17 protein-coding genes are annotated in these 20,791 nt (G+C 68.6%); 15 read left to right on the top strand and 2 right to left on the bottom strand.

The genetic code is table 11. The features are described from left to right. The first annotated feature begins 59 nt into the window (after positions 1-59). The 14 genes from purL to GST15_RS11050 all read left to right on the top strand — a co-directional run bounded on the left by purL (position 60) and on the right by GST15_RS11050 (position 16,763). Positions 60-3,998, top strand: a complete 3,939-nt coding sequence (gene purL / locus GST15_RS11115) for a phosphoribosylformylglycinamidine synthase (RefSeq protein ID WP_159017350.1) — start codon at positions 60-62, stop codon at positions 3,996-3,998. 175 nt (positions 3,999-4,173) lie between these two features. Then, on the top strand, positions 4,174-5,901 hold the full coding sequence (gene gspE / locus GST15_RS11110; protein WP_159017349.1) for a type II secretion system ATPase GspE: 1,728 nt from the start codon (positions 4,174-4,176) through the stop codon (positions 5,899-5,901). Between the two features lie 4 nt (positions 5,902-5,905). Further along, entirely contained in the window at positions 5,906-7,123 is a 1,218-nt protein-coding gene (gene xpsF, locus GST15_RS11105) for a type II secretion system protein XpsF (RefSeq protein ID WP_159017348.1), read from the top strand. A gap of 2 nt (positions 7,124-7,125) precedes the next feature. Further along, positions 7,126-7,560, top strand: a complete 435-nt coding sequence (gene gspG / locus GST15_RS11100; protein ID WP_159017347.1) for a type II secretion system major pseudopilin GspG — start codon at positions 7,126-7,128, stop codon at positions 7,558-7,560. A 78-nt stretch (positions 7,561-7,638) separates the two neighbouring features. Further along, on the top strand, positions 7,639-8,100 hold the full coding sequence (gene xpsH, locus GST15_RS11095; protein WP_199268759.1) for a type II secretion system protein XpsH: 462 nt from the start codon (positions 7,639-7,641) through the stop codon (positions 8,098-8,100). Between the two features lie 176 nt (positions 8,101-8,276). Then, positions 8,277-8,684 carry a type II secretion system protein XpsI gene (xpsI, locus tag GST15_RS11090; protein WP_159017346.1) on the top strand — a complete coding sequence of 136 codons (408 nt, stop codon included), beginning with the start codon at positions 8,277-8,279 and terminating at the stop codon, positions 8,682-8,684. After that, the gene (locus GST15_RS11085; protein ID WP_159017345.1) at positions 8,681-9,358 is read left to right on the top strand and encodes a prepilin-type N-terminal cleavage/methylation domain-containing protein; all 678 of its coding nucleotides are present in this window, start codon (positions 8,681-8,683) and stop codon (positions 9,356-9,358) included. The genes xpsI and GST15_RS11085 overlap by 4 nt, the downstream gene beginning before the upstream one ends. After that, complete coding sequence (locus GST15_RS11080; RefSeq protein WP_159017344.1) at positions 9,355-10,230, top strand: type II secretion system minor pseudopilin; 876 nt, start codon at positions 9,355-9,357, stop codon at positions 10,228-10,230. Before GST15_RS11085 ends, GST15_RS11080 begins: the two co-directional genes overlap by 4 nt. Continuing rightward, a complete protein-coding gene (locus tag GST15_RS11075; RefSeq protein ID WP_159017343.1) occupies positions 10,227-11,363 on the top strand; it encodes a PilN domain-containing protein in 1,137 nt (378 codons plus the stop codon). The genes GST15_RS11080 and GST15_RS11075 overlap by 4 nt, the downstream gene beginning before the upstream one ends. Further along, positions 11,344-11,961 (top strand): type II secretion system protein GspM, encoded by a 618-nt coding sequence (gene gspM, locus GST15_RS11070; protein WP_159017342.1) that lies wholly within the window; start codon positions 11,344-11,346, stop codon positions 11,959-11,961. Before GST15_RS11075 ends, gspM begins: the two co-directional genes overlap by 20 nt. Beyond that, positions 11,951-12,733 carry a dihydrolipoyllysine-residue succinyltransferase component of 2-oxoglutarate dehydrogenase complex gene (locus tag GST15_RS11065; protein WP_159017341.1) on the top strand — a complete coding sequence of 261 codons (783 nt, stop codon included), beginning with the start codon at positions 11,951-11,953 and terminating at the stop codon, positions 12,731-12,733. The genes gspM and GST15_RS11065 overlap by 11 nt, the downstream gene beginning before the upstream one ends. Before the next feature lie 12 nt (positions 12,734-12,745). Beyond that, positions 12,746-15,028, top strand: a complete 2,283-nt coding sequence (gspD, locus tag GST15_RS11060; protein WP_159017340.1) for a type II secretion system secretin GspD — start codon at positions 12,746-12,748, stop codon at positions 15,026-15,028. Continuing rightward, complete coding sequence (locus GST15_RS11055) at positions 15,025-15,885, top strand: glycosyltransferase (protein ID WP_425482239.1); 861 nt, start codon at positions 15,025-15,027, stop codon at positions 15,883-15,885. Before gspD ends, GST15_RS11055 begins: the two co-directional genes overlap by 4 nt. A gap of 32 nt (positions 15,886-15,917) precedes the next feature. Beyond that, entirely contained in the window at positions 15,918-16,763 is an 846-nt protein-coding gene (locus GST15_RS11050) for a glycosyltransferase family 2 protein (protein ID WP_159017534.1), read from the top strand. Positions 16,764-16,857: 94 nt separating this feature from the next. Here GST15_RS11050 and pyrF read toward each other — a convergent pair whose 3' ends face one another. Then, complete coding sequence (pyrF, locus tag GST15_RS11045) at positions 16,858-17,670, bottom strand: orotidine-5'-phosphate decarboxylase (RefSeq protein WP_159017339.1); 813 nt, start codon at positions 17,668-17,670, stop codon at positions 16,858-16,860. 41 nt (positions 17,671-17,711) lie between these two features. Further along, a complete protein-coding gene (ettA, locus tag GST15_RS11040) occupies positions 17,712-19,373 on the bottom strand; it encodes an energy-dependent translational throttle protein EttA (protein WP_159017338.1) in 1,662 nt (553 codons plus the stop codon). Positions 19,374-19,540: 167 nt separating this feature from the next. Between ettA and glyA the strand changes: the two genes are divergently transcribed. Next, entirely contained in the window at positions 19,541-20,791 is a 1,251-nt protein-coding gene (gene glyA / locus GST15_RS11035; protein WP_159017337.1) for a serine hydroxymethyltransferase, read from the top strand.

Genomic DNA, 20,791 nt, shown 5'->3' with positions numbered 1-20,791 from the left:
AGCCGGCCCAGCGCCGGCTTCGCTACAATGAGCGGCCGTTTTCCTCGGTTCCGCCGGACATGATCGTCCTCGAGGGCCTTCCGGCCCTGTCGCCATTCCGCCGCGCGCGGCTCGAAGCCCGCCTGCAGGCCATCCATCCCGACGTTCGCATCGCAGGCGCGTGGTCCAGTTACTGGATCCAGCCGGCAGACGCAGGCGTGGACGTCGCCTCGCCAGACCTGGATGCGCTGTGCAGGATCCTGCAGGCGCGTACCAGCCTGCAGCCGCAGGACGCCGGCGCCGTCAGCCGCTTTGTCGTGCCGCGACTGGGGACCATCTCGCCCTGGTCCAGCAAGGCGACCGAATTGCTGCACGGGGCCCGCCAGCCGATCCGGCGCGTGGAGCACGGCACCCGCATCGACCTGCTGCATTGGCCGGCCGATGCCGGCCGGCAGGCCGCGCTGTCGGCATTGCTGCACGATCCGATGACCCAGTCGATCCTGCCCGACCGCGATGCGGCGGCAGGCCTGTTCGTCCAGCCCGCGCGCGGTGCGCTGCAGCGCGTGGCGCTGGAGGACCTGGCGGCCGCCAACGTGCGCCTCGGGCTGGCGCTGGCCGATGACGAGATCGATTACCTGCGCACGCGCTTCGGTGCGCTGGGCCGCGATCCGGCCGACGTCGAGCTGATGATGTTCGCCCAGGCGAACTCCGAGCACTGCCGGCACAAGATCTTCAATGCGTCGTGGACGATCGACGGGCGCGAGCAGCCGACCTCGCTGTTCAAGATGATCCAGTACACGCACGCGCAGACGCCGGAGCACACGTTGTCGGCGTACAGCGACAACGCCGCGGTGGTCGAGGGTTATCCGACGCGTCGCTTCCGCCCGGAGCCTGCGACGCAGGAATATCGCGCGGGTGACGAACTTCCCGGCGCGTTCTGCATCAAGGTCGAGACCCACAACCATCCCACCGCCATCGCGCCGTTCCCGGGCGCATCGACCGGGGCCGGCGGCGAGATCCGCGACGAGGGCGCGACCGGTCGCGGTGGCCGCCCCAAGGCGGGACTCGCCGGATTCAGCGTGTCCCACCTGCGCGTTCCGGGCTTGCCGCAACCCTGGGAAAGCCCGCGCGCGCTCAATCCGCGCATGGCGCCGGCACTGGACATCATGCTCGACGGCCCATTGGGCGCGGCGGCGTTCAACAACGAATTCGGGCGGCCGAATCTTGCGGGTTACTTCCGCAGTTTCGAACTCGCCGAAGGCGACGGACTGACGCGCGCCTACGACAAGCCGATCATGCTGGCCGGTGGCCTGGGCGCGATGGATCGCGCGATGGTCGCCAAGCAGATGCTGCAGCCCGGCCATGCGGTCATCGTTCTGGGTGGTCCGGCGATGCTGATCGGCCTGGGTGGTGGCGCGGCGAGTTCGGTGGCGTCCGGCGACAGCAGCGCGGACCTGGATTTCGCCTCCGTGCAGCGCGACAACCCCGAGATGGAGCGTCGCTGCCAGGAAGTCATCGACCGCTGCGTCGCGCTCGGCGACGACAATCCCGTCGCATCGCTGCATGACGTCGGTGCCGGCGGCCTGTCCAACGCGATTCCGGAACTGCTGCACGACTCCGGGGTCGGTGGCGTCATCGACCTGGACCGCGTGCCCAGCGACGATCCCTCGCTGTCGCCGTTGCAGTTGTGGTGCAACGAGGCGCAGGAGCGTTACGTGCTCGGCCTGGCGCAGGACCGCGTCGCCGAATTCGCCGCCATCTGCCTGCGCGAGCGTTGCCCGTTCGCGGTCGTCGGTACCGCGACGCGCGAAGAGCGCCTGGTCGTCGGCCATGGCGCCACGGTCGACAGCGTGGGCGATGCGGCGGCCGACTGGCCGATCGACCTGCCCATGGACCTGCTGTTCGGCAAGCCGCCGAAGATGCACCGCGACACGGCGCATCCGCCCGCGCCCCGCTGGCCCGAACTCGCCACCGCGGCGCTCGACCTGCACCAGGCTGGACTGCGGGTGCTTGCGCATCCGACAGTGGCGTCGAAATCGTTCCTGATCACCATCGGCGACCGCACCGTCGGTGGCCTGACCGCGCGTGACCAGATGATCGGCCCGTGGCAACTGCCCGTCGCCGATTGCGCGATCACCCTGTCGGGCTTCGACGGCGTCGCCGGCGAGGCGATGGCGATCGGCGAGCGCGCACCGCTGGCATTGCTCGACGCCGCCGCCGCCGCACGCATGGCGGTGGGCGAGGCGATCACCAACATCTGCGCCGCGCCGATCGAGTCGCTGGACCGCATCAAGCTGTCGGCCAACTGGATGGCCGCGGCTGGGCATCCCGGTGAGGACGCGCGCCTGTTCGACGCGGTCAAGGCAGTGGGCATGGAGTTGTGCCCGCAACTGGACCTCAGCATCCCGGTCGGCAAGGATTCGCTGTCGATGCAGGCGCAGTGGCCGGCCGATGACGGCAGTGCGGCCACTCGCAAGTCGGTGTCGCCGGTGTCGCTGATCGTCACGGCCTTCGCGCCGGTGACCGACACCCGCGCGCAACTCACGCCGCTGTTGTCGCGCGAGCCCGAGTCTGAGTTGTGGCTGATCGGCCTGGGCGCCGGCAAGCAGCGCCTCGGCGGCTCCATCCTGGCGCAATGCCATCCGCAGGCTGGCGGCATCGGCGCGCTGCCGGCGTTTGCCGGCGAAGGCGTCGGGTCGGGCGTTCCCGATCTCGACGACCCGCAGCGCCTGCGCGCGTTTTTCGAGCTGATCCGCGACGCGCGCGAAGATGGCCTGCTGCTCGCCTATCACGACCGTTCCGATGGCGGCGCCTTCGCGACCTTGTGCGAGATGGCGTTCTGTTCGCACCTGGGATTGGACATCCAGCTCGACGGATGGGGCGAACATCCGTTCCGCACCCTGTTCAACGAAGAGCTGGGCGCGGTGGTGCAGATCGCCTGCGCCGATCGCGCCGAATTCGCCGATTTGGTGGCCCGCCATGGGCTGATCGACTGCGCCCAGCGCATCGCACGACCGACCACGGCGCCGTCGATCCGGATCCGCTCGGATGGCGATGCGCTCGTCGAATGGCGTTGGGAAGAATTGTTCGACGCCTGGTGGTCGGTCACCCACGCGATGCAGGCGCTGCGCGACAACCCGGATTGCGCCGACGAGGAGCGCGCGCTGGCGCGACGGTTCGATGCGCCCGGGCTGAATCCGGTGCTGAGCTTCGATCCGGTCGAGGACGTCGCCGCGCCCTACATCGCGACCGGCGCACGGCCGAAGGTCGCGATCCTGCGCGAGCAGGGCGTCAACAGCCAGATCGAGACCGCAGTGGCATTCGACCGCGCCGGCTTCAGCGCGCACGACGTGCACATGAGCGACCTGATCTCCGGCCGCGCGCGGCTGCAGGACTTTGCCGGCTTCGTCGCCTGCGGCGGTTTCAGTTACGGCGACGTGCTGGGCGCGGGACGCGGCTGGGCGACGTCGATCCTGGAGCGCCCGGAACTGCGCGACGCTTTCGAGCAGTTCTTCGTGCGCGGGGACAGCTTCGCGCTGGGCATCTGCAACGGTTGCCAGATGCTGTCGCAACTCAAGCCGATCATCCCCGGCGCCACGCACTGGCCGCAGTTCCTGCGCAACCGCAGCGAGCAGTACGAGGCGCGCCTGGGACTGCTGCAGGTGCTCGAATCGCCATCGTTGTTCCTGCGCGGGATGGCCGGATCGCGGTTGCCCGTCGCCGTCGCCCATGGCGAGGGTCGCGCGCAGTTCGACGGACCGGATGCGGCGACGTCGGCGCGGGTCGCCTTGCGTTATGTCGACGCCGCCGGCGGCAACGCCGTCGCCCATCCCGCCAATCCCAATGGCTCGCAGGACGCGGTTGCCGGACTGACCTCCGACGACGGACGGGTCACCATCCTCATGCCGCACCCCGAGCGCACCTTGCGCGCCGCCAACTACAGCTGGGCGCCGCGCGAATGGTCCGGCGATTCGCCGTGGCTGCGGATGTTCCGCAATGCCCGGGCGTTCGTGGGATGACGCCCGCAGCCTGGTGACCGCCGGGTTCGCGACCAACGCGCGGCGCTGATCGCCGCGCCGACCCGTGGCGCCGGACATCCACCGGCCCTTACCGCGCCGCCTGCGATGTATCGTTGGGTTTAACCGCGGGTTATTCCCGCTGCTGGTACAGTCCGGGACCCCACCGGGTGACCTCGTGAACGCAATCCTGAACAACCCGCCCACCGCCGAGGACATCGACACCAGCGTCGATGAGCGTGTCGTTGCGGCGCTGCTGGAAAAGGGTCGGCTGAAGGACACGGACCTGGTGCGCGCCCGGCGCCTGCAGGAGGAAACCGGCGGCAGCCTGCTGACGTTGCTGGCCCGCCTGGGCCTGGTGTCGGAGCGCGATCACGCCGAGACCGCCGCCGCGGTGCTCGACCTGCCGCTGGTCAGCGTCAAGGACGCACCGGAATTGCCACCCGAGTCGGTGGTGCTGTCGTCGAAGTTCATGAAGCAGTTCCACGTCGTGCCGATCGCCGAGGACGCCACCCACCTGGATGTGCTGGTCGCCGATCCGCAGGACGTCTACGCGCTGGATGCCGTGCGGCTGGCGACGCAGCGCGAGGTGCGTGCGCACGTTGGCCTGCGTTCGGAGATCGACGACCTGATCGAGCGCTGGCATGGCCAGGGCCGCAGTGCGATGGGCGCGATCGTGGAGACCGCCGAGGGCGAGAGCGGCGACATGGACGATGTCGAGCACCTGCGCGACCTCGCTTCCGAAGCGCCCGTGATCCGGCTGGTCAACCTGGTCATCCAGCGTGCCGTCGAACTGCGCGCGTCGGACATCCACATCGAGCCGTTCGAAAACCGGCTGAAGGTGCGCTATCGCATCGATGGCGTGCTCGAGGAGGGCGAGAGCCCGCCGCAGAACCTGACCGCCGCCGTGATCAGCCGCATCAAGATCATGGCCAAGCTCAACATCGCCGAGCGTCGGTTGCCGCAGGACGGCCGCATCATGCTGCGCGTGCAGGGCAAGGAACTCGACCTGCGCGTGTCGTCGGTGCCGACCGCGCACGGCGAATCGGTGGTGATGCGCCTGCTCGATCGCGAGACCGTCGTGTTCGACTTCGAACGCCTGGGATTCACCGATCACTTCCTGCCGCAGTTCCAGCGCGTGCTGGAGCAGCCGCACGGCATCCTGCTGGTGACCGGCCCGACCGGCTCGGGCAAGACCACGACGCTGTATACCGCGCTGAGCAAGCTCAACACGCCCGACGTCAAGATCATCACCGTCGAGGATCCGGTCGAATACCAGATCGAGGGCATCAACCAGATCCAGGCCAAGCCGCAGATCGGACTGGATTTCGCGCATGCGCTGCGCAGCATCGTGCGCCAGGATCCCGACATCATCATGATCGGCGAAATGCGCGACCTGGAAACCGCGCGCATCGCGATCCAGTCGGCGCTCACCGGACACCTCGTGCTGTCGACGCTGCACACCAACAATGCCGCCGGCGGCATCACCCGCATGCTCGACATGGGCGTCGAGGATTACCTGCTGACGTCCACCATCAACGGCATCCTCGCCCAGCGCCTGGTGCGACGCCTGGAGCCGACGCACGCGGAGAAATACCTCGCCTCGCCGGAGGAGATCCAGAAGTTCGACCTGCGCCGTTACCAGCCCGAAGGCGATGTGTACCTGTACCGCCCGCGTGGCTCGGCGATCGCGCCGACTGGATACCACGGCCGCACCACCATCATGGAATTCATGGTGATGAACGACGAGCTGCGCCGCGCCGTCATGCGCCATGCCGGCATGGGCGAGCTCGAACAGCTCGCACGCAACGCCGGCATGCGCACGATGTACGAGGACGGCATCGTCAAGGCGATGGCGGGAGTGACGACGATCGAGGAAGTGCTTCGCGTCACCGAAGACGCCTGACGGCATGCCCCTCTTCCGCTACAAGGCGCTCAATGCGCGCGGTGAGATGCTGGACGGCCAGATGGAAGCCGTCAGCGACGCCGAGGTCGTGCTGCGGCTGCAGGAACAGGGCCACCTGCCGGTCGAGGCGCGACTGGCCAGCGAGGGCGGTGGTGAATCAGCCTGGCGCGCGCTGCTCAAGCCCAAGCCGTTCGCCGGCGAACGACTGGTGCAGTTCACCCAGCAGCTGGCGACCTTGCTCGGTGCCGGACAGCCGCTGGACCGCGCGCTGACGATCCTGCTGGAACTGCCCGAGGACGAGGCGGCGCGTCGGACCATCACCGACGTGCGCGACGCGGTGCGTGGCGGCACCGCATTGTCGACCGCGCTGGAACGCCAGCACGGTACGTTCTCGCGGCTGTACATCAACATGGTGCGTGCCGGCGAAGCCGGCGGCAGCATGCACGAGACCCTGCTGCGACTGGCCGATTACCTCGAACGCAGCCGTGCCATGCGCGGGCGTGTCATCAACGCGATGATCTATCCGGCGATCCTGCTGGTGATGGTGAGCCTGTCGCTGCTGTTCCTGCTCGGGTTCGTGGTGCCGCAGTTTTCGGCGATGTACGAGAGCCTGGACGCACCGCTGCCGTGGTTCACGAAAATCGTGCTCGGCGTGGGCCTGCTGGTCCGCAACTGGTGGTTCGTGCTGCTGGCCGTTCCCGCGCTGCTGCTGTGGTGGCTGGACCGCAAGCGCCGTGATCCCGTGTTCCGCGCGCGCTTTGACGAATGGATCCTGCGGCAGAAGTTCGCCGGCCCGCTCATCGCCAAGCTGGAGACCGCGCGCCTGGCCCGCACGCTTGGCACCTTGCTGAAGAACGGCGTCCCCTTGCTGACGGCGCTGGGCATCGGCCGCAACGTGCTGGGGAACCGCGCGCTCGCCGACTCGGTCGAAGCCGCTGCGGACGACGTCAAGAATGGCATCGGCCTGTCGGCGGCGCTGGCCAAGGGCAAGCGCTTCCCACGGCTGGCGCTGCAGATGATCCAGGTCGGCGAGGAATCCGGCGCACTGGATGCGATGCTGTTGCGGACCGCGGACACCTTCGAGCAGGAGACGTCGCTCGCGATGGATCGCATGCTGGCCGCGCTGGTCCCGGTGGTGACGTTGTTGCTGGCGAGCATCGTCGGCATCGTCATCCTGGCCGTGCTGACCCCCATATACGACCTCACCAACGTCATAGGCTGATCATGAAAGCATCCCGTTCGATAACCCGTGCCCCCGGTCGCGCCGCGCAGCGCGGTTTCAGCCTGATCGAGATCATCCTGGTGGTGGTGCTGATCGGCGGCATCGTGGCGTTTGCCGCGACGCGCATCCTCGGCGGTGGCGATCGCGCCAAGGTCAACCTGGCCAAGGCGCAGGTGCAGACGCTGGCGGAAAAGGTCCAGCAGTTCGAGAACGACACCGGCAACCTGCCCAATTCGCTGGATGAGCTGGTGTCGGCGCCGGGAAGCGCGACCGGCTGGCTCGGTCCTTACTCCAAGACGGCCGAACTCAAGGATCCCTGGAACCATCCGTTCCAGTACACGATGCCGGGCGACGGCCAGCCATTCGACCTGGTGAGCCTGGGCAAGGACGGCAAACCCGGCGGGACCAGCGTCGACGCCGACATCAAGTACCAGTAAGGCGATGCCGGACTGGTGGCCGACAACAGCACTCGGCAGGCGAATGATCCAGGCCGTGCCGACGGCGCGAGCCATGCGGTGAGGCGAAGACCAGCGCAGCGGGGCTTCACCCTGCTCGAGATCATCCTGGTCATGGCCATCATCGCGCTGGCGAGCGTGCTCGCCGCGGCCGCGATGGGCGGCGGGTTCCGGGGCATGCAGCTGCGCGCCAATGCGCAGAAGATCGCGTCGAACCTGCGTTTCACCCGCGCGCAGGCGATTTCCACCGGACAGCCGCAGCGCTTCGTCATCGATCCGCGCGCCCATGAGTGGCACGCGCCCAAGGCGCATCACGGGGAGATCCCGGCCAAGCTCGGCATCGCCTTCATCGGCGCGCGCGAAGTGCAAGCGCATCCGGGCGAGGGCGCCATCGCGTTCTTTCCCGACGGCGCGTCGACCGGCGGACGCATCCAGCTGACATCGGGCAAGGCGATCTGGACGGTCGACGTCGCCTGGCTGACCGGCCAGGTGCAGGTCACGCATGGAGCGGTTGATCAGTGATGGGTAAAGCGCCTTGTCGGAACTCCTCAGGCCGTGGCGACGGCTCGTGCAAGGTCGCGGGCCTGGTCTCCTCGAGGCGCGGCCGTGGCGACGGCTTGTGTAAGGTCGCGGGCCGGGTCTCCTCGAGGCGCGGCCGTGGCGACGGCTTCGGGAGGGTCGCGGGACGGCGTTCCTCGATGCGCGGCTATACGTTGATCGAGGTCATCGTCGCCTTCGCTCTGCTGGCAATGGCCTTGACCTTGCTGCTGGGCAGCCTGGCCAACGCATCGAAGCAGGTGCACTGGGCCGACGGCGCCGGACGCGCGACGCTGTATGCGCAATCCCTGCTTGCCCAGACCGGTGTCGCCGAGCCCCTGCAGGGCGGCACGCGCCAAGGTGCCTTCGAGGACGACCGCTACCACTGGACGCTGGTCACCCGCCCCTACACCGAGGCGGGTGCCACCACGGCGGCGGTGACCGCCGATGGCGCGCAGCTGTACGAGATCGTGCTGGACATGGACTGGGGCAAGTCGCCCGCGCAACGCCTGCACCTGCAGACGCTGCGGCTCAGTCGCCCCGCGATCGTGACGGCGCCGCAGGAATGACCGCGTCCGATCGGGCCAGCGTGTCGCCGGGTCGCGCCACGATGCGCGGTTTCACCCTGATCGAGGTCCTGCTCGCGACCTCGCTGCTGGCTGCCGCACTCGCACTGGGCTTCGCGGTGCTCAGCGCAGCCACGGCGACAGTCAATCGCGGCGAGGTGCTGTCGCAGCGGAACACGCTGATGCGCGCGGTGTCGGGTTTCCTGCGCACCCGGATCGGGTCGGCCCGTGCGATCGCGTTTGCGCTGGACCCCCAAGGCGGCACCCCGATCCTGTTCGTCGGCGAGCGCGGCCGCATGCGTTTCGTGGCGGACCTGCCCGATTACCTCGGGCGCGGCGGTCCCTACCTGCACGACATTTCCGTATCCGGCGACACGCCCGGCCAGCTCGGGCTCACTGTCGCCTTCAGCCAGGTGCAGAACTCCACCCAGATCGCCGAGGACGCGCCACGCAAGCCCGAGCCATTGGCCGGCAAGCTGAAGGATGTGCAGTTCCGCTATCGCGCGATCGACGCGACCGGCGCGCTGGGCGGGTGGCAGGAGCAATGGACGCAGGTCGACCGGCTGCCATTGCAGGTGTCGATCCGGGTCACGCCGGCCGATGGTCCCGCGTGGCCGGAGATCATCATCGCGTTGCCGGTGGCCAGTGGCGCCGGCGGTGGGGAGCAGGCGCAATGAAGGCGCGCGCACGACAGGATGGCGCTGCGCTGCTGCTGGTCATGTGGCTGATCGCCCTGCTGGCGTCGCTGATCGGCGCATTCGCGCTGGGCGCGCGGGTCGAGCGCCTGCAGGAACGCGTGCTCAGCCGTGGCGTCATCGCCGGCGAGGCGGCCCGGGCGGGACTGGAGATGGCGCTCGTCCGCGTCGGCGATCCGGACCAGCGTCGGCGCTGGGTGCCGGATGGCCGCACCTACCATTGGCAGTACGACGGCATCCCCGTCGACGTGCAGGTCACCGACGAGCAGGGCAAGGTCGACATCAATGCGGCCGATCCGGCCTTGCTGGCCGCGCTGTTCAAGGCGGTCGAAGTACCTGGCAACCAGGCTGACCGGCTCGCCGCCGCGATGGTCGACTGGCGCGACGCCGATTCGCTGACGCAGGCCGAAGGCGGCGCCGAGGATCCCCAGTACGAGGAGGCCGGCCTGCCATACGGCGCCAAGGATGCGCCGTTCGAAACCATTGCCGAGGCCGAGCAGGTACTCGGCATGACGCCGGCGATCTACGCCCGCGTGCGGGATTACCTGACCGTGTACACGGGGCAGGGCACGCCGGACCAGGCGTTCGCGGCCGCCCCGGTGCTGACCGCGATGGGACTGGATGGCGATGCGTTGGTGAAGGCGCGCCAGGCGCAGCGGTCCGCCACGGGCGCTGCGCTGGACCCGGCGGCAATGGGCGGTGGTGGCAGCGGCACGTATAGTATCCAGAGCGTGGCGCGACTGCGGGAAGGCCGCACCGCAGGCATCAGGGGTGTCGTTCGCTCGGGCGGCAATGGTGCCCCTGGCTCGGCATATACGGCGCTGGACTGGGAAGAAGGGACGACAGCGCGATGATCCTGCGCGACAGCCTCGGCGCGTACGGGGCCAAAATCGGACTGGGTGCCGGAGGATTTTTCGCCTGGTGGCGGACGTCGCTGGCTGCCTGGTTGCCGTTGCGCTGGCAGTCCCTGTTCGGCTGGGCGCGCGACCGCCTGCTGCTGTCCTGCGACGGTGAAGCGGTCGAGCTGCGGCTGGATCGCATCGGCGAAATACTCGACCTCGGCCGGCTGCCGCTGGCGGAACCCGGGTCCGCCGCCGATCCATTGGCCACGGTGCTCGGACCGCGCATCGTCGACCTGCCGCGATGGCTGGTCCTGCCAGCCAATCGCGGCCTGCGTCGCCGCATGCTCATGCCCGCCGCGGCGGTCGACCGCCTGCGCGACGTGCTGCGCTTCGAGGTCGAACGCCAGACTCCGTTCGAGGCTGGCGATGTCCTCTTCGATGCACTGCTGCTCGGTCGGCGGCCGGACGGCCAGGCCGACATCGAACTGGTCGTCGTGCCCAAGGCGAGTTTCGACGCGGCCCTCGCCGAACTGGGCCCCCTGGCCGGTTCACTGGCCGGCGTGGACATTGCCGGACCCGGTGGCGCGCCGCTGGGCGTGAACCTCCTGCCGGCCGAGCGCCGCGTGCGGATTTCCGATCCCTGGCGCGCGTGGAACTGGGCGCTGGTCGCGGGTGCCGCGCTGGCCCTGGCGGCCGGGATGTGGCAGATGCTGGACAACCGGCGCATCGCCGCCGACCTGCTCGAAAAACAGGTCGCCAGCCGCAGCGAAGCGGCGCGCCAGGTGGCGATGCAACGCCAGCAACTGGTCGATGCGGTGCAGGGCGCGGCCTTCCTGGATCGGGCGCGCAGTGGGCGCCCGACCATGGTGGAACTCATGGATGAGCTGAGCCGGCGCCTGCCCGACAGCACCTACCTGGAGAAGCTCGCGGTCGAGGATGACCACCTGCTGCTGATCGGCTTGAGTCCGGAAGCATCGGGACTGATCGCCAGGCTGGAAGGCTCGCCGCTGTGGACATCCCCGGCGCTGACTGGTGCGCTGCAACCCGACCCGCGCACGCATCGCGACCGGTTCACCCTGACCGCCGACCTGGCCATCCGGCCCGGTGCCGGCAAGGAGCCCGCGAATGACGCGCGCAGTCGTTGATCGCGACCGCTGGCTCGCACTGGGGCTGCTGCTGCTGGTGCTGCTGCTGGCCTACCTGCTGCTGGTGCACCCGTGGTGGACCGTGCCCATGCGTGACACCCAGGATCGCATCGCGGACCTGCAGCAGCGCGAATTGCGCCAGCGCATGCAGCTGCGCCAAGGCCCGGAGGTCGCGCGCCGACTGCAGGAGGTCAGGGTTGCGGAAGCGCGGCGCCCGGGTTTCCTCGCCGAAAGCACCACCGAGCTCGCCACCGCGACCCTCGTGCAGCGGCTGGAGTCCGTGGTGGCCCAGGCCAGCCCCGGCAATCGCAGCTGCGCGATCACCAACCGCTCGCCATTGGCCGATGACACCGCGGTCAAGGAGCGGTTCCGCAAGGTCACCGTGCAGGTGCGCCTGCGCTGCGGAACCCCGGAGCTGGCGGCTGTGCTGCACGCGCTGGAAGCCGGCACCCCGCGGCTGTTCGTCGACAACCTCAACGTGCTGGCGCAGCGGTATTTCTTTGCGCCCGGGCAGGGCTCGCAGGCCGGCGGCCTGGACGTGAGCTTCGACCTGTACGGCTACCTTCGTCCATCGCCGGTGGTGCCGCGTGCGCGTTGAGGGCATCGCGGCGCGGACCTGGGTGCTGGCCACCGTTGCCGGCTGGGCGCTGCTGCTCTGGGTGCTTGCGCTGCTCGGCATGGGCGGGCAGGTGCGACTGCTGCCCGATGATGCCAGCCTGCAGGGGCGACTGCCGCAGCTCGCGCCGGCACCGCCCGAACGCCTCGGGCCGCTGACGCAATACGCCGAGATCGGCACGCGTCCGCTGTTCTCGGAAGATCGCCGCCCGCAGCCGTTCTCGCTGACGCCAGAGGGCGACGAGGCCGCCGCCCCGGCATTCGATTTCGTGCTGACCAGCGTCCTGCTGACGCCAGTGTTGCGGATGGCGATCGTGCAACCGTCCGCGGGCGGCGAGTCGATCCGCATCAAGCTTGGCGAGGCCGCCGAATCGCAGCCCTCCTGGCGGTTGACCGAGCTCAATCCGCGCAGCGCCGTCTTCGAGGGCCCCGACGGCCGCAAGAGCCTGGACCTGCGCGTGTTCGACGGCACCGGCGGCGAGCCACCCACCGCCGTGGGCAGCGCCGACCAGCCGGAAGCCGGATCGCGCGCACCGGCCTCGACCAAGCCAGCCGTGACCCGGCCGGCGTCGCCACCGACAGCGACGCCCTCGCCGCAGGCGCCCGAGACGCCTGAGGCGACTCCCGAGGCCACGCCCGATGCCGCCCCCAATGCCGATGCCCAGATGGAAAGCATCCGCAAGCGCATCGAGGAGCGGCGCGCGCAACTGCGCCAGGAAGCCCAACCGCCCGCAGCACCGGCCAAGAACCCGTAGAGTGCCTTCGCAATGACACGACGCCTCCCCTTCCGCAGCCTGATTGCCGCCCTCCTGGCGACCATGGTCGCGGCGTGCGCGAGCATGCCGCCCCCGACCATCCAGCGGCAGGGTGCACTTGCCCACGCGCCGCAAGCCGGTACATCCAGTGCCGCCGGCACCGAGGGGCCGGTGGCCATCGTCAACGGCGTGCGCACCCAGGCGCTGTCCAATGACAACGAGGCCGCGCCACAGGCGATCATCCGGCGCGGCACCGGGCGGGTGATCAATCGCAGCGCCGCCAGTGCGCCGCCGCCCAACCTCGGCGCCAGCAGTGGCGCGGCGACCTTCAATTTCGAAGGCGAGTCGTTGCAGGCGGTGGTGAAGGCGATCCTGGGCGACATGCTCGGGCAGAACTACGTCATCGCGCCGGGCGTGCAGGGCACGGTGACGCTCGCGACGCCCAAGCCGGTCAGCCCGGCATCGGCGATGTCGCTGCTGGAGATGGTGCTGGGCTGGAACAACGCCCGCATGGTCTACAGCGATGGCCGCTACAACATCGTGCCCGCCGACCAGGCCCTGGCCGGCACCGTCGCGCCGCGCACCGGATCGGCGGCGACCGCGCGCGGCTTCGAGGTCCGCGCGGTGCCCTTGCGCTACATCTCGGCAACCGAGATGGAGAAGATCCTCAAGCCGTATGCGCGACCCAATGCCATCGTCAACGTCGACAATGGCCGCAACCTGATCACCTTGTCCGGCACGCGCGCGGAGCTGGAAAACTACCTGCGCACGGTCGAGATCTTCGACGTCGACTGGATGTCGAGCATGTCGGTGGGCGTGTATCCGCTGCAGACGGGCAAGGCGACGCAGGTGGTCGCCGACCTGGAAAAGGTGTTCGGCGAACAGAGCAAGTCGCCGGTCGCGGGCATGTTCCGCTTCCTGCCGCTGGAAGGCGCCAATGCGGTGATGGTGATCACCTCGCAGGCCGATTACCTGGATGACATCCAGCAATGGCTCGAGCGCGTGGACAGCGCCGGCGCCGGCGTGCAGCTGTTCTCCTACGAATTGAAATACATCAAGGCCAAGGACCTCGCCGATCGGCTGGCGGAAGCCTTCGGCGGGCGATCCGGCGGCGGCTCGCAGGGCGGCGGCCAGGGCGGAACCTCGCTGATGCCGGGCACCAACCCGACCGAGATCAAGGATTCGGGTGTCGACGACATGAGTGGCACCAGTTCGGCCGGGATCGGCGGCAGCAACGGCGGCTCCGACACCGGTTCGGACAGCGGTGGCCTGGGCGGTGGACAGCTGTCGCTGAACCAGGCCGCGCAGGGCAACGGCGCCGTCACCCTCGAGGTTGGCGGTGACAAGGTCGGCGTGTCGGCGGTGGACGAGACCAACACGCTGTTGGTGCGATCCACGGGCGCGGCCTGGCGATCCATCAAGGAAGTCATCGAACGCCTCGACGTGATGCCGCTGCAGGTGCATATCGAAGCGCAGGTTGCCGAAGTCAACCTGACCGGCGATCTCAAGTACGGCGTCAACTGGTATTTCGAGAACGCCATCCCGGCCCTGGCCGGCAGCACGGCGGCCGACCTGCACACCCGCGCGGTGAACCGGACGATCTGGGGCGACATCGCCGGCAGCATCACGCCGGCGGACGTGGCTGCGGGAACCGGCGGCCTGGCGTGGACGTTCCTGGGCCGCAACGCCGCGGCGGTGATCACCGCGCTGGACCAGGTCACCGACGTACAGTTGCTGCAGACGCCGTCGGTCATCGTGCGCAACAACGCCGAAGCGACGTTCAATGTCGGCAGCCGCATTCCGATTTCCTCGGTGACGGTCAATCCCGGGACCGGCAACGGCACCACGACCTACAGCCAGGTGCAGTACCTGGATACCGGCACCATCCTCAAGGTGCGGCCGCGCATCACCAAGGACGGCATGGTGTTCCTGGATATCGTCCAGGAGGTCAGCACGCCCGGTAGCGTTGCCGATCGCAACGGCAACGTGCGCATCAATACCCGCCGCCTGAAGACCGAGGCCGCCATCCAGAGCGGCGAGACGGTCATGCTCGCCGGCCTGATCCAGGACGGGGTGAACCGGTCCTCGTCGGGAATCCCGGGGCTCAACCGGATCCCGATCATCGGTTCGCTGTTCGGCACGCAGGGATCGGGCACCAGCCGCAGCGAAGTCATCGTGCTGCTGACCCCGACGGTGATCCGCAACCCGCAGGATGCGCGTGACCTGACCGACGAATACGGCCGTCGTTTCCGCGCGCTCGAACCGCTCAACCGGGCGGCGCCCAAGCGCCGGTGATCGACCGCAGCGCGGCCGCGAACGGTGGCGACGCGCCGGTCGTGCTCGTCCCCGTGGGCGTCGACGACAACGCGCTCGATGTCTGCCTGGCGGCCCTGGATGCCGGAATCGAGTCCGGCGGCCGCGTGTGGTTGGCCGACGATGCGCAGGCGGGTCCTCGCGGGCGCGCGATCATCGAGCGCTGGCTGCGGCAGACCCCGCTCGCCGCGCATTACAGCCGTCGCCAGCATCCCATCGGACCGGTCGCGCACCTGGATGAATTGCTGGCGGCATGCGGCGATGCGGATGTCGTGGTGCTCGCGCCTGGCGCCTTGCCCGCGCCCGGCTGCATCGCGCAACTGGCGGCCTGCTGCGCACGCGATGCCTCCATCGCCACGGCGACCCCATGGTCCAACGCCGGCGAGACGGCTTCCTGGCCGCGCTGCGGAGAAATCGCAGCGCTGCCCGAGGATCGCGAACGCCTCGCGCGTGCCTGCGCCTCGCTTGCGCCGCTGCATCCCGAATTGCCGGCAGCCGTCCCGCATGCGGTCGCCTTGCGCGGCAGCGCGCGCCGCCGTGCCGGTGGGCTCGACAGCGCCAGTTATGGTTCCTGGTATGCGGCGCTGGTGGATCTGTCCCTGCGCCTGTCCGGCCTGGGCTGGCGAAATGCACTGTGCGAGACCGCCTTCGTCGGCTGCCTGGACGAATGCGCGCCCGCCGATGGCGACCTCGACGCATTGGCCGCGCGCTGGCCGGGCTGGAACGAGCGCCTCGCCCAGTTCCTGATGAACGACCCGCTGCATGCGATGCGCGCGCAGCTCACACAGGCATATGCGGCAACGGCGCCGGCGACGCCACAGCGCGAGTTGTTCGCATGAGCGGCACCGATGAGGATGCGCGCCCGCTGGCGATGGATGCAGACATCGGCGTGGTCGTGGTCACCCATCGCAGTGCATCGACCATCGAGGCATGCCTGGAGCGGTTGCGCGCTGCCGATGGGGTCGCCGCAATCCGCGTGGTCGACAACCGCTCCGACGACGGCACGCTGGCGATCGTCCAGCGCCATGCGGCCGCCGATCCGCGCCTGCGTTTCATCGCCAATCCGGACAACCCGGGTTTCGCCGTTGCCTGCAACCAGGGCGTGGCCGCGCTGGCTGACGACGCGGGCGTGACCTGGCTGGCGTTCGTGAACCCCGACTGCTTCGTCGAAGCCGACTCGCTGTCGCACATCCGCACCCATGCCAGGCAGTTCGATGGCAATGGATTGATCGGTGCGGACCTGGTCGACGAGGACGGCGTGCGCGATGCGGCGGCGCGGCGGCGCGATCCCGACTTCGGCGCCATGCTGCGGTCGCCGGCCGCGACGCGGCTCGGGGTGCCGATGGATCCGACGCGCTCGCTGCAGCAGGTCGCGGCCGTTTCCGGCGCGCTGATGTTGCTGCCGCTCATCCTGTTCCGGCGCATCAGCGGATTCGACGACGGCTACCGCCTGCATGCCGAGGACCTGGACCTGTGCCGCCGCGTGCGCGAGGCCGGCGCGGTGGTCGCGGTGGCCAACGACGTGCGCGTGGTCCACGCGCGCGGAGTGTCCTCGCGCTCGCGCCCGCTGTTCGTGGAATGGCACAAGCATCGCGGGCTGTGGCGCTACTTCCGCAAGTTCGAGGCGTCGCGACGCGGGCCAGCGATGTGCGCGGCCGTATTCGCGATGATCTGGGGTCGGTTTCCGTTCGCCGCGCTGCGCGCGGTGCTGCGCTGAAGCTCTTGCAGGAGCGGTTGATGGCCGCGAGCTTCTTGGTCCTTGTCGAGATGCAGGCGAGAGCTCGCCATCAGCCGCTCCTGCGAAGAGCAGGTCAGCGGTGGCGATTGATCTCGTCGCGCAGGGCTTTCGCGGCAGCGCCGGCGGCCTTCGCGAAATCACGGCCATCGGACGCGTACAAAATGGCGCGCGAGGAGCTGACGATCAGCCCGGTGCCGTCGGCGGTCTTCGCATTGCGCACGACTGCCTCGACATCGCCGCCCTGCGCACCGACGCCGGGCACCAGGAACGGCATGTCGCCGACGATCGCGCGGACCTCGCGCAGCTGCGCCGGCCAGGTCGCGCCAACCACGACCGCGCAGTTGCCATTGGCGTTCCAGCGCGAGGCGATGGTTTCGGCCACGCGCTGGTAGAGCGGTCGCCCGTCGACCAGCAGGTCCTGCAGGTCCTGGGCTCCCGCATTGGATGTGCGACACAGGATGACGACGCCCTTGTCCGCCCGGTCGAGGAAGGGCTGCAGCGCATCGCCGCCGAGATACGGATTGGCGGTGACCGCATCGGCCGCAAAACGGTCGAAGGCTTCCGTCGCGTAATGCTGCGCGGTGCTGCCGATATCGCCGCGCTTGGCGTCCAGGATCACCGGGACGCCGGGGTGCGCCGCATGCACATGCGCGATCAGGCGCTGCAGCGCGTCTTCGGCCCCGAGGGCGGCGAAGTGCGCGATCTGCGGCTTGAAGCAGCAGGCGAACGCGGCGGTCGCATCGACGATGTCGCGACAGAAGGCGAACACCGCATCGGGGTCGTCGCGGACATGCGCCGGGAACCGTGCCGGCTCCGGATCCAGTCCGACGCACACCAGCGAGTCGGACGTGTTCCAGCGATCGCGCAACGCCTGCATGAAGTTCAAGGTTCGCTCCCTTATGGCGACAGGCTGTCGTGCCGGGCCGCTTACTTCAACGCCTTGAACCGCAGGCGATGCGGCTGCGCGCCTTCCTCGCCGAGGCGACGCTTCTTGTCTTCCTCGTATTCGCGGTAGTTGCCCTGGAAGAACTCGACGTGGCTGTCGCCTTCGAACGCGAGGATGTGCGTCGCGATGCGGTCCAGGAACCAGCGGTCATGCGAGATCACGAAGACGTTGCCCGGGAATTCCAGGATGGCGTCTTCCAGCGCGCGCAGCGTCTCGATGTCCAGGTCGTTCGACGGCTCATCGAGCAGCAGCACGTTGCCGCCCTGCAGCAGCGTCTTGGCCAGGTGCAGGCGGCCGCGTTCACCACCCGACAGCGTGCCGACCAGTTTCTGCTGGTCCTGGCCCTTGAAGTTGAAGCGGCCGATGTAGGCGCGCGACTGGATCTCGACGCCGTTGATGTTGAGGATGTCGGCGCCGCCGGAGACTTCCTGGAAGACGTTGTGGTTGCCTTCGAGCTTCTCGCGGCTCTGGTCGACGTACGCGAGCTTCACCGTCGGGCCCATCACGATCTCGCCCTTGTCGGGCTTTTCCAGGCCGGTGATCATCTTGAACAGGGTCGACTTGCCGGCGCCATTCGGACCGATGATCCCGACGATCGCGCCCGACGGCACGATCAGGCTCAGGTCGTCGATCAGCAGGCGATCGCCGAACGACTTCGACACGTTCCTGAACTCGACCACGGACTGGCCGAGGCGCTCGCCCGGCGGAATGAAGATCTCATTGGTCTCGTTGCGCTTCTGGTAATCGACGGCCTGCAGTTCCTCGATGCGCGCCAGGCGGGCCTTGCCCTTGCTGCGGCCGCCGCGTGCGTTGCTGCGCGCCCACTCGAGCTCGCGCTGGATCGCCTTCTGCCGCGCCTTTTCGCCGGATTCTTCCTGCTTCAGGCGCGCGTCCTTCTGCGTCAGCCAGTCGGTGTAGTTGCCCTTCCACGGGATGCCCTTGCCGCGGTCCAGTTCGAGGATCCATTCGGCGGCGTTGTCGAGGAAGTAGCGGTCATGCGTGACCGCGACGACGGTGCCGGTGTAGCGCGCGAGGAACTGTTCCAGCCATTCGACGGACTCGGCGTCCAGGTGGTTGGTCGGCTCGTCGAGCAGCAGCATGTCGGGTTTCTGCAGCAGCAGCTGGCACAACGCGACACGACGCTTCTCGCCGCCGGACAGCTTGCCGATGACGGCGTCCCACGGTGGCAGGCGCAGCGCATCGGCGGCGACCTCCAGCTGGTGCTCGAGCGTGTGGGCGTCGCCACTGGCGAGGATCGCCTCGAGGCGCTGCTGCTTCGCGGCGAGTTTGTCGAAGTCGGCGCCGTCCTCGGCGTAGGCTTCGTACACCTTGTCCAGTTCGGCCTGCGCGCTGAGGACTTCGCCGACGCCCATTTCCACCGCCTGGCGGACGGTGTGATCCGGATTCAGTTGCGGCTCCTGTGGCAGGTAGCCGACCTTGATGCCGGGGGCGGCGCGCGCTTCGCCGTTGAAGTCGGCATCCACGCCGGCCATGATCCGCAGGACCGTGGACTTGCCGGAGCCGTTGATGCCGAGCAGGCCGATCTTCGCGCCGGGATAGAAGGACAGCGAGATGTCCTTGATGATCTGGCGCTTCGGCGGCACGGTCTTGCTGACGCCGTTCATGGTGTAGATGTATTGCATGGATGCTCCGCAGGGGGCAGCGGCAGGCCTGCGCTGGGCAGGGCCGCGGATGTGTTCGCTGGATGGCTGTGGATTATCCCGGAACGGCGGGTTCCATGCCAGTTGAATGGCCGTAAACCCGCGCTGCGGCTACAATTTGCGTCTTTCCGCACTGCCCGGAGCGCCTGATGTTCCCCCGCGATGCCCGCATCGAAGGCTACGACCCCGAACTCGCCCAGGCCATCGCCGACGAGCGCCAGCGCCAGGAAGACCATGTCGAGCTGATCGCCAGCGAAAACTACGCCAGCCCGCGGGTGCTGGAGGCCCAGGGCAGCGTGCTGACCAACAAGTACGCCGAGGGTTATCCGGGCAAGCGCTATTACGGTGGTTGCGAGTACGTGGACATCGCCGAGCGGCTGGCGATCGATCGGGCCAAACAGTTGTTCGGCGCCGATTACGCCAACGTCCAGCCGCATTCGGGATCGCAGGCCAACCAGGCCGTCTACCTGGCGCTGCTGCAGCCGGGCGACACCATCCTGGGCATGTCGCTGGCGCACGGCGGACACCTCACCCACGGCGCGAAGGTCAACATCAGCGGCAAGCTGTTCCACGCCGTGCAGTACGGCGTCAACGAGCACGGCCTGATCGATTACGACGAAGTCGAGCGCCTCGCCCTGGAGCACAAGCCGAAGATGGTGGTCGCGGGCTTCTCCGCGTATTCGCAGGTGGTCGACTGGGCGCGATTCCGCGCGATCGCCGACAAGGTCGACGCCTACCTGTTCGTCGACATGGCGCACGTCGCCGGACTGGTCGCCGCCGGCGTGTATCCCAATCCGGTGCCGCACGCGCACGTCGTCACCTCGACCACACACAAGACGCTGCGCGGTCCGCGCGGCGGCATCATCGTCGCCAAGGCCGACGCGGAACTCGAGAAGAAGCTGCAGTCGATCGTCTTCCCCGGTATCCAGGGCGGCCCGTTGATGCACGTGATCGCCGCCAAGGCGGTCGCCTTCAAGGAGGCGCTGGAGCCCGAGTTCACCACCTACCAGCAGCAGGTGGTGAAGAATGCCCAGGCCATGGCGAATGCGATCACCGCGCGCGGCTACAAGATCGTGTCGGGCGGGACCCGGAACCACTTGATGCTGGTCGACATGATCGGCAAGGGCATCACCGGCAAGGACGCGGAAGCCGCGCTGGGCAAGGCCCACATCACGGTCAACAAGAACGCGGTGCCGAACGATCCGCAGAAGCCCTTCGTCACCTCCGGGCTGCGCCTGGGCACGCCGGCTGTCACCACGCGCGGCTACAAGGAGCCCGACTGCGTCGCGCTGGCGAACTGGATCTGCGACGTGCTCGACAACCCGGCCGACGAGAACGTCATCGCCGGCGTGCGCGGGAATGTCACGCAGCAGTGCCGGCAATTCCCCGTCTACGGATAA

Source organism: Cognatiluteimonas profundi, assembly GCF_009792795.1.
In the GTDB taxonomy this organism is placed as follows: domain Bacteria; phylum Pseudomonadota; class Gammaproteobacteria; order Xanthomonadales; family Xanthomonadaceae; genus Cognatiluteimonas; species Cognatiluteimonas profundi.
This window is presented reverse-complemented; position numbering and strand designations above follow the sequence as displayed.

Excerpts from the sequence above, each read along its gene's own strand:
- purL (WP_159017350.1), top strand. The coding sequence starts at position 60 with ATGATCGTCCTCGAGGGCCTTCCGGCCCTGTCGCCATTCCGCCGCGCG.
- glyA (WP_159017337.1), top strand. The coding sequence starts at position 19,541 with ATGTTCCCCCGCGATGCCCGCATCGAAGGCTACGACCCCGAACTCGCC.
- ettA (WP_159017338.1), bottom strand. The coding sequence starts at position 19,373 with ATGCAATACATCTACACCATGAACGGCGTCAGCAAGACCGTGCCGCCG.
- GST15_RS11080 (WP_159017344.1), top strand. The coding sequence starts at position 9,355 with ATGAAGGCGCGCGCACGACAGGATGGCGCTGCGCTGCTGCTGGTCATG.
- xpsF (WP_159017348.1), top strand. The coding sequence starts at position 5,906 with ATGCCCCTCTTCCGCTACAAGGCGCTCAATGCGCGCGGTGAGATGCTG.
- GST15_RS11085 (WP_159017345.1), top strand. The coding sequence starts at position 8,681 with ATGACCGCGTCCGATCGGGCCAGCGTGTCGCCGGGTCGCGCCACGATG.
- xpsI (WP_159017346.1), top strand. The coding sequence starts at position 8,277 with ATGCGCGGCTATACGTTGATCGAGGTCATCGTCGCCTTCGCTCTGCTG.
- GST15_RS11050 (WP_159017534.1), top strand. The coding sequence starts at position 15,918 with ATGGATGCAGACATCGGCGTGGTCGTGGTCACCCATCGCAGTGCATCG.
- gspD (WP_159017340.1), top strand. The coding sequence starts at position 12,746 with ATGACACGACGCCTCCCCTTCCGCAGCCTGATTGCCGCCCTCCTGGCG.
- gspM (WP_159017342.1), top strand. The coding sequence starts at position 11,344 with ATGACGCGCGCAGTCGTTGATCGCGACCGCTGGCTCGCACTGGGGCTG.
- gspG (WP_159017347.1), top strand. The coding sequence starts at position 7,126 with ATGAAAGCATCCCGTTCGATAACCCGTGCCCCCGGTCGCGCCGCGCAG.
- GST15_RS11075 (WP_159017343.1), top strand. The coding sequence starts at position 10,227 with ATGATCCTGCGCGACAGCCTCGGCGCGTACGGGGCCAAAATCGGACTG.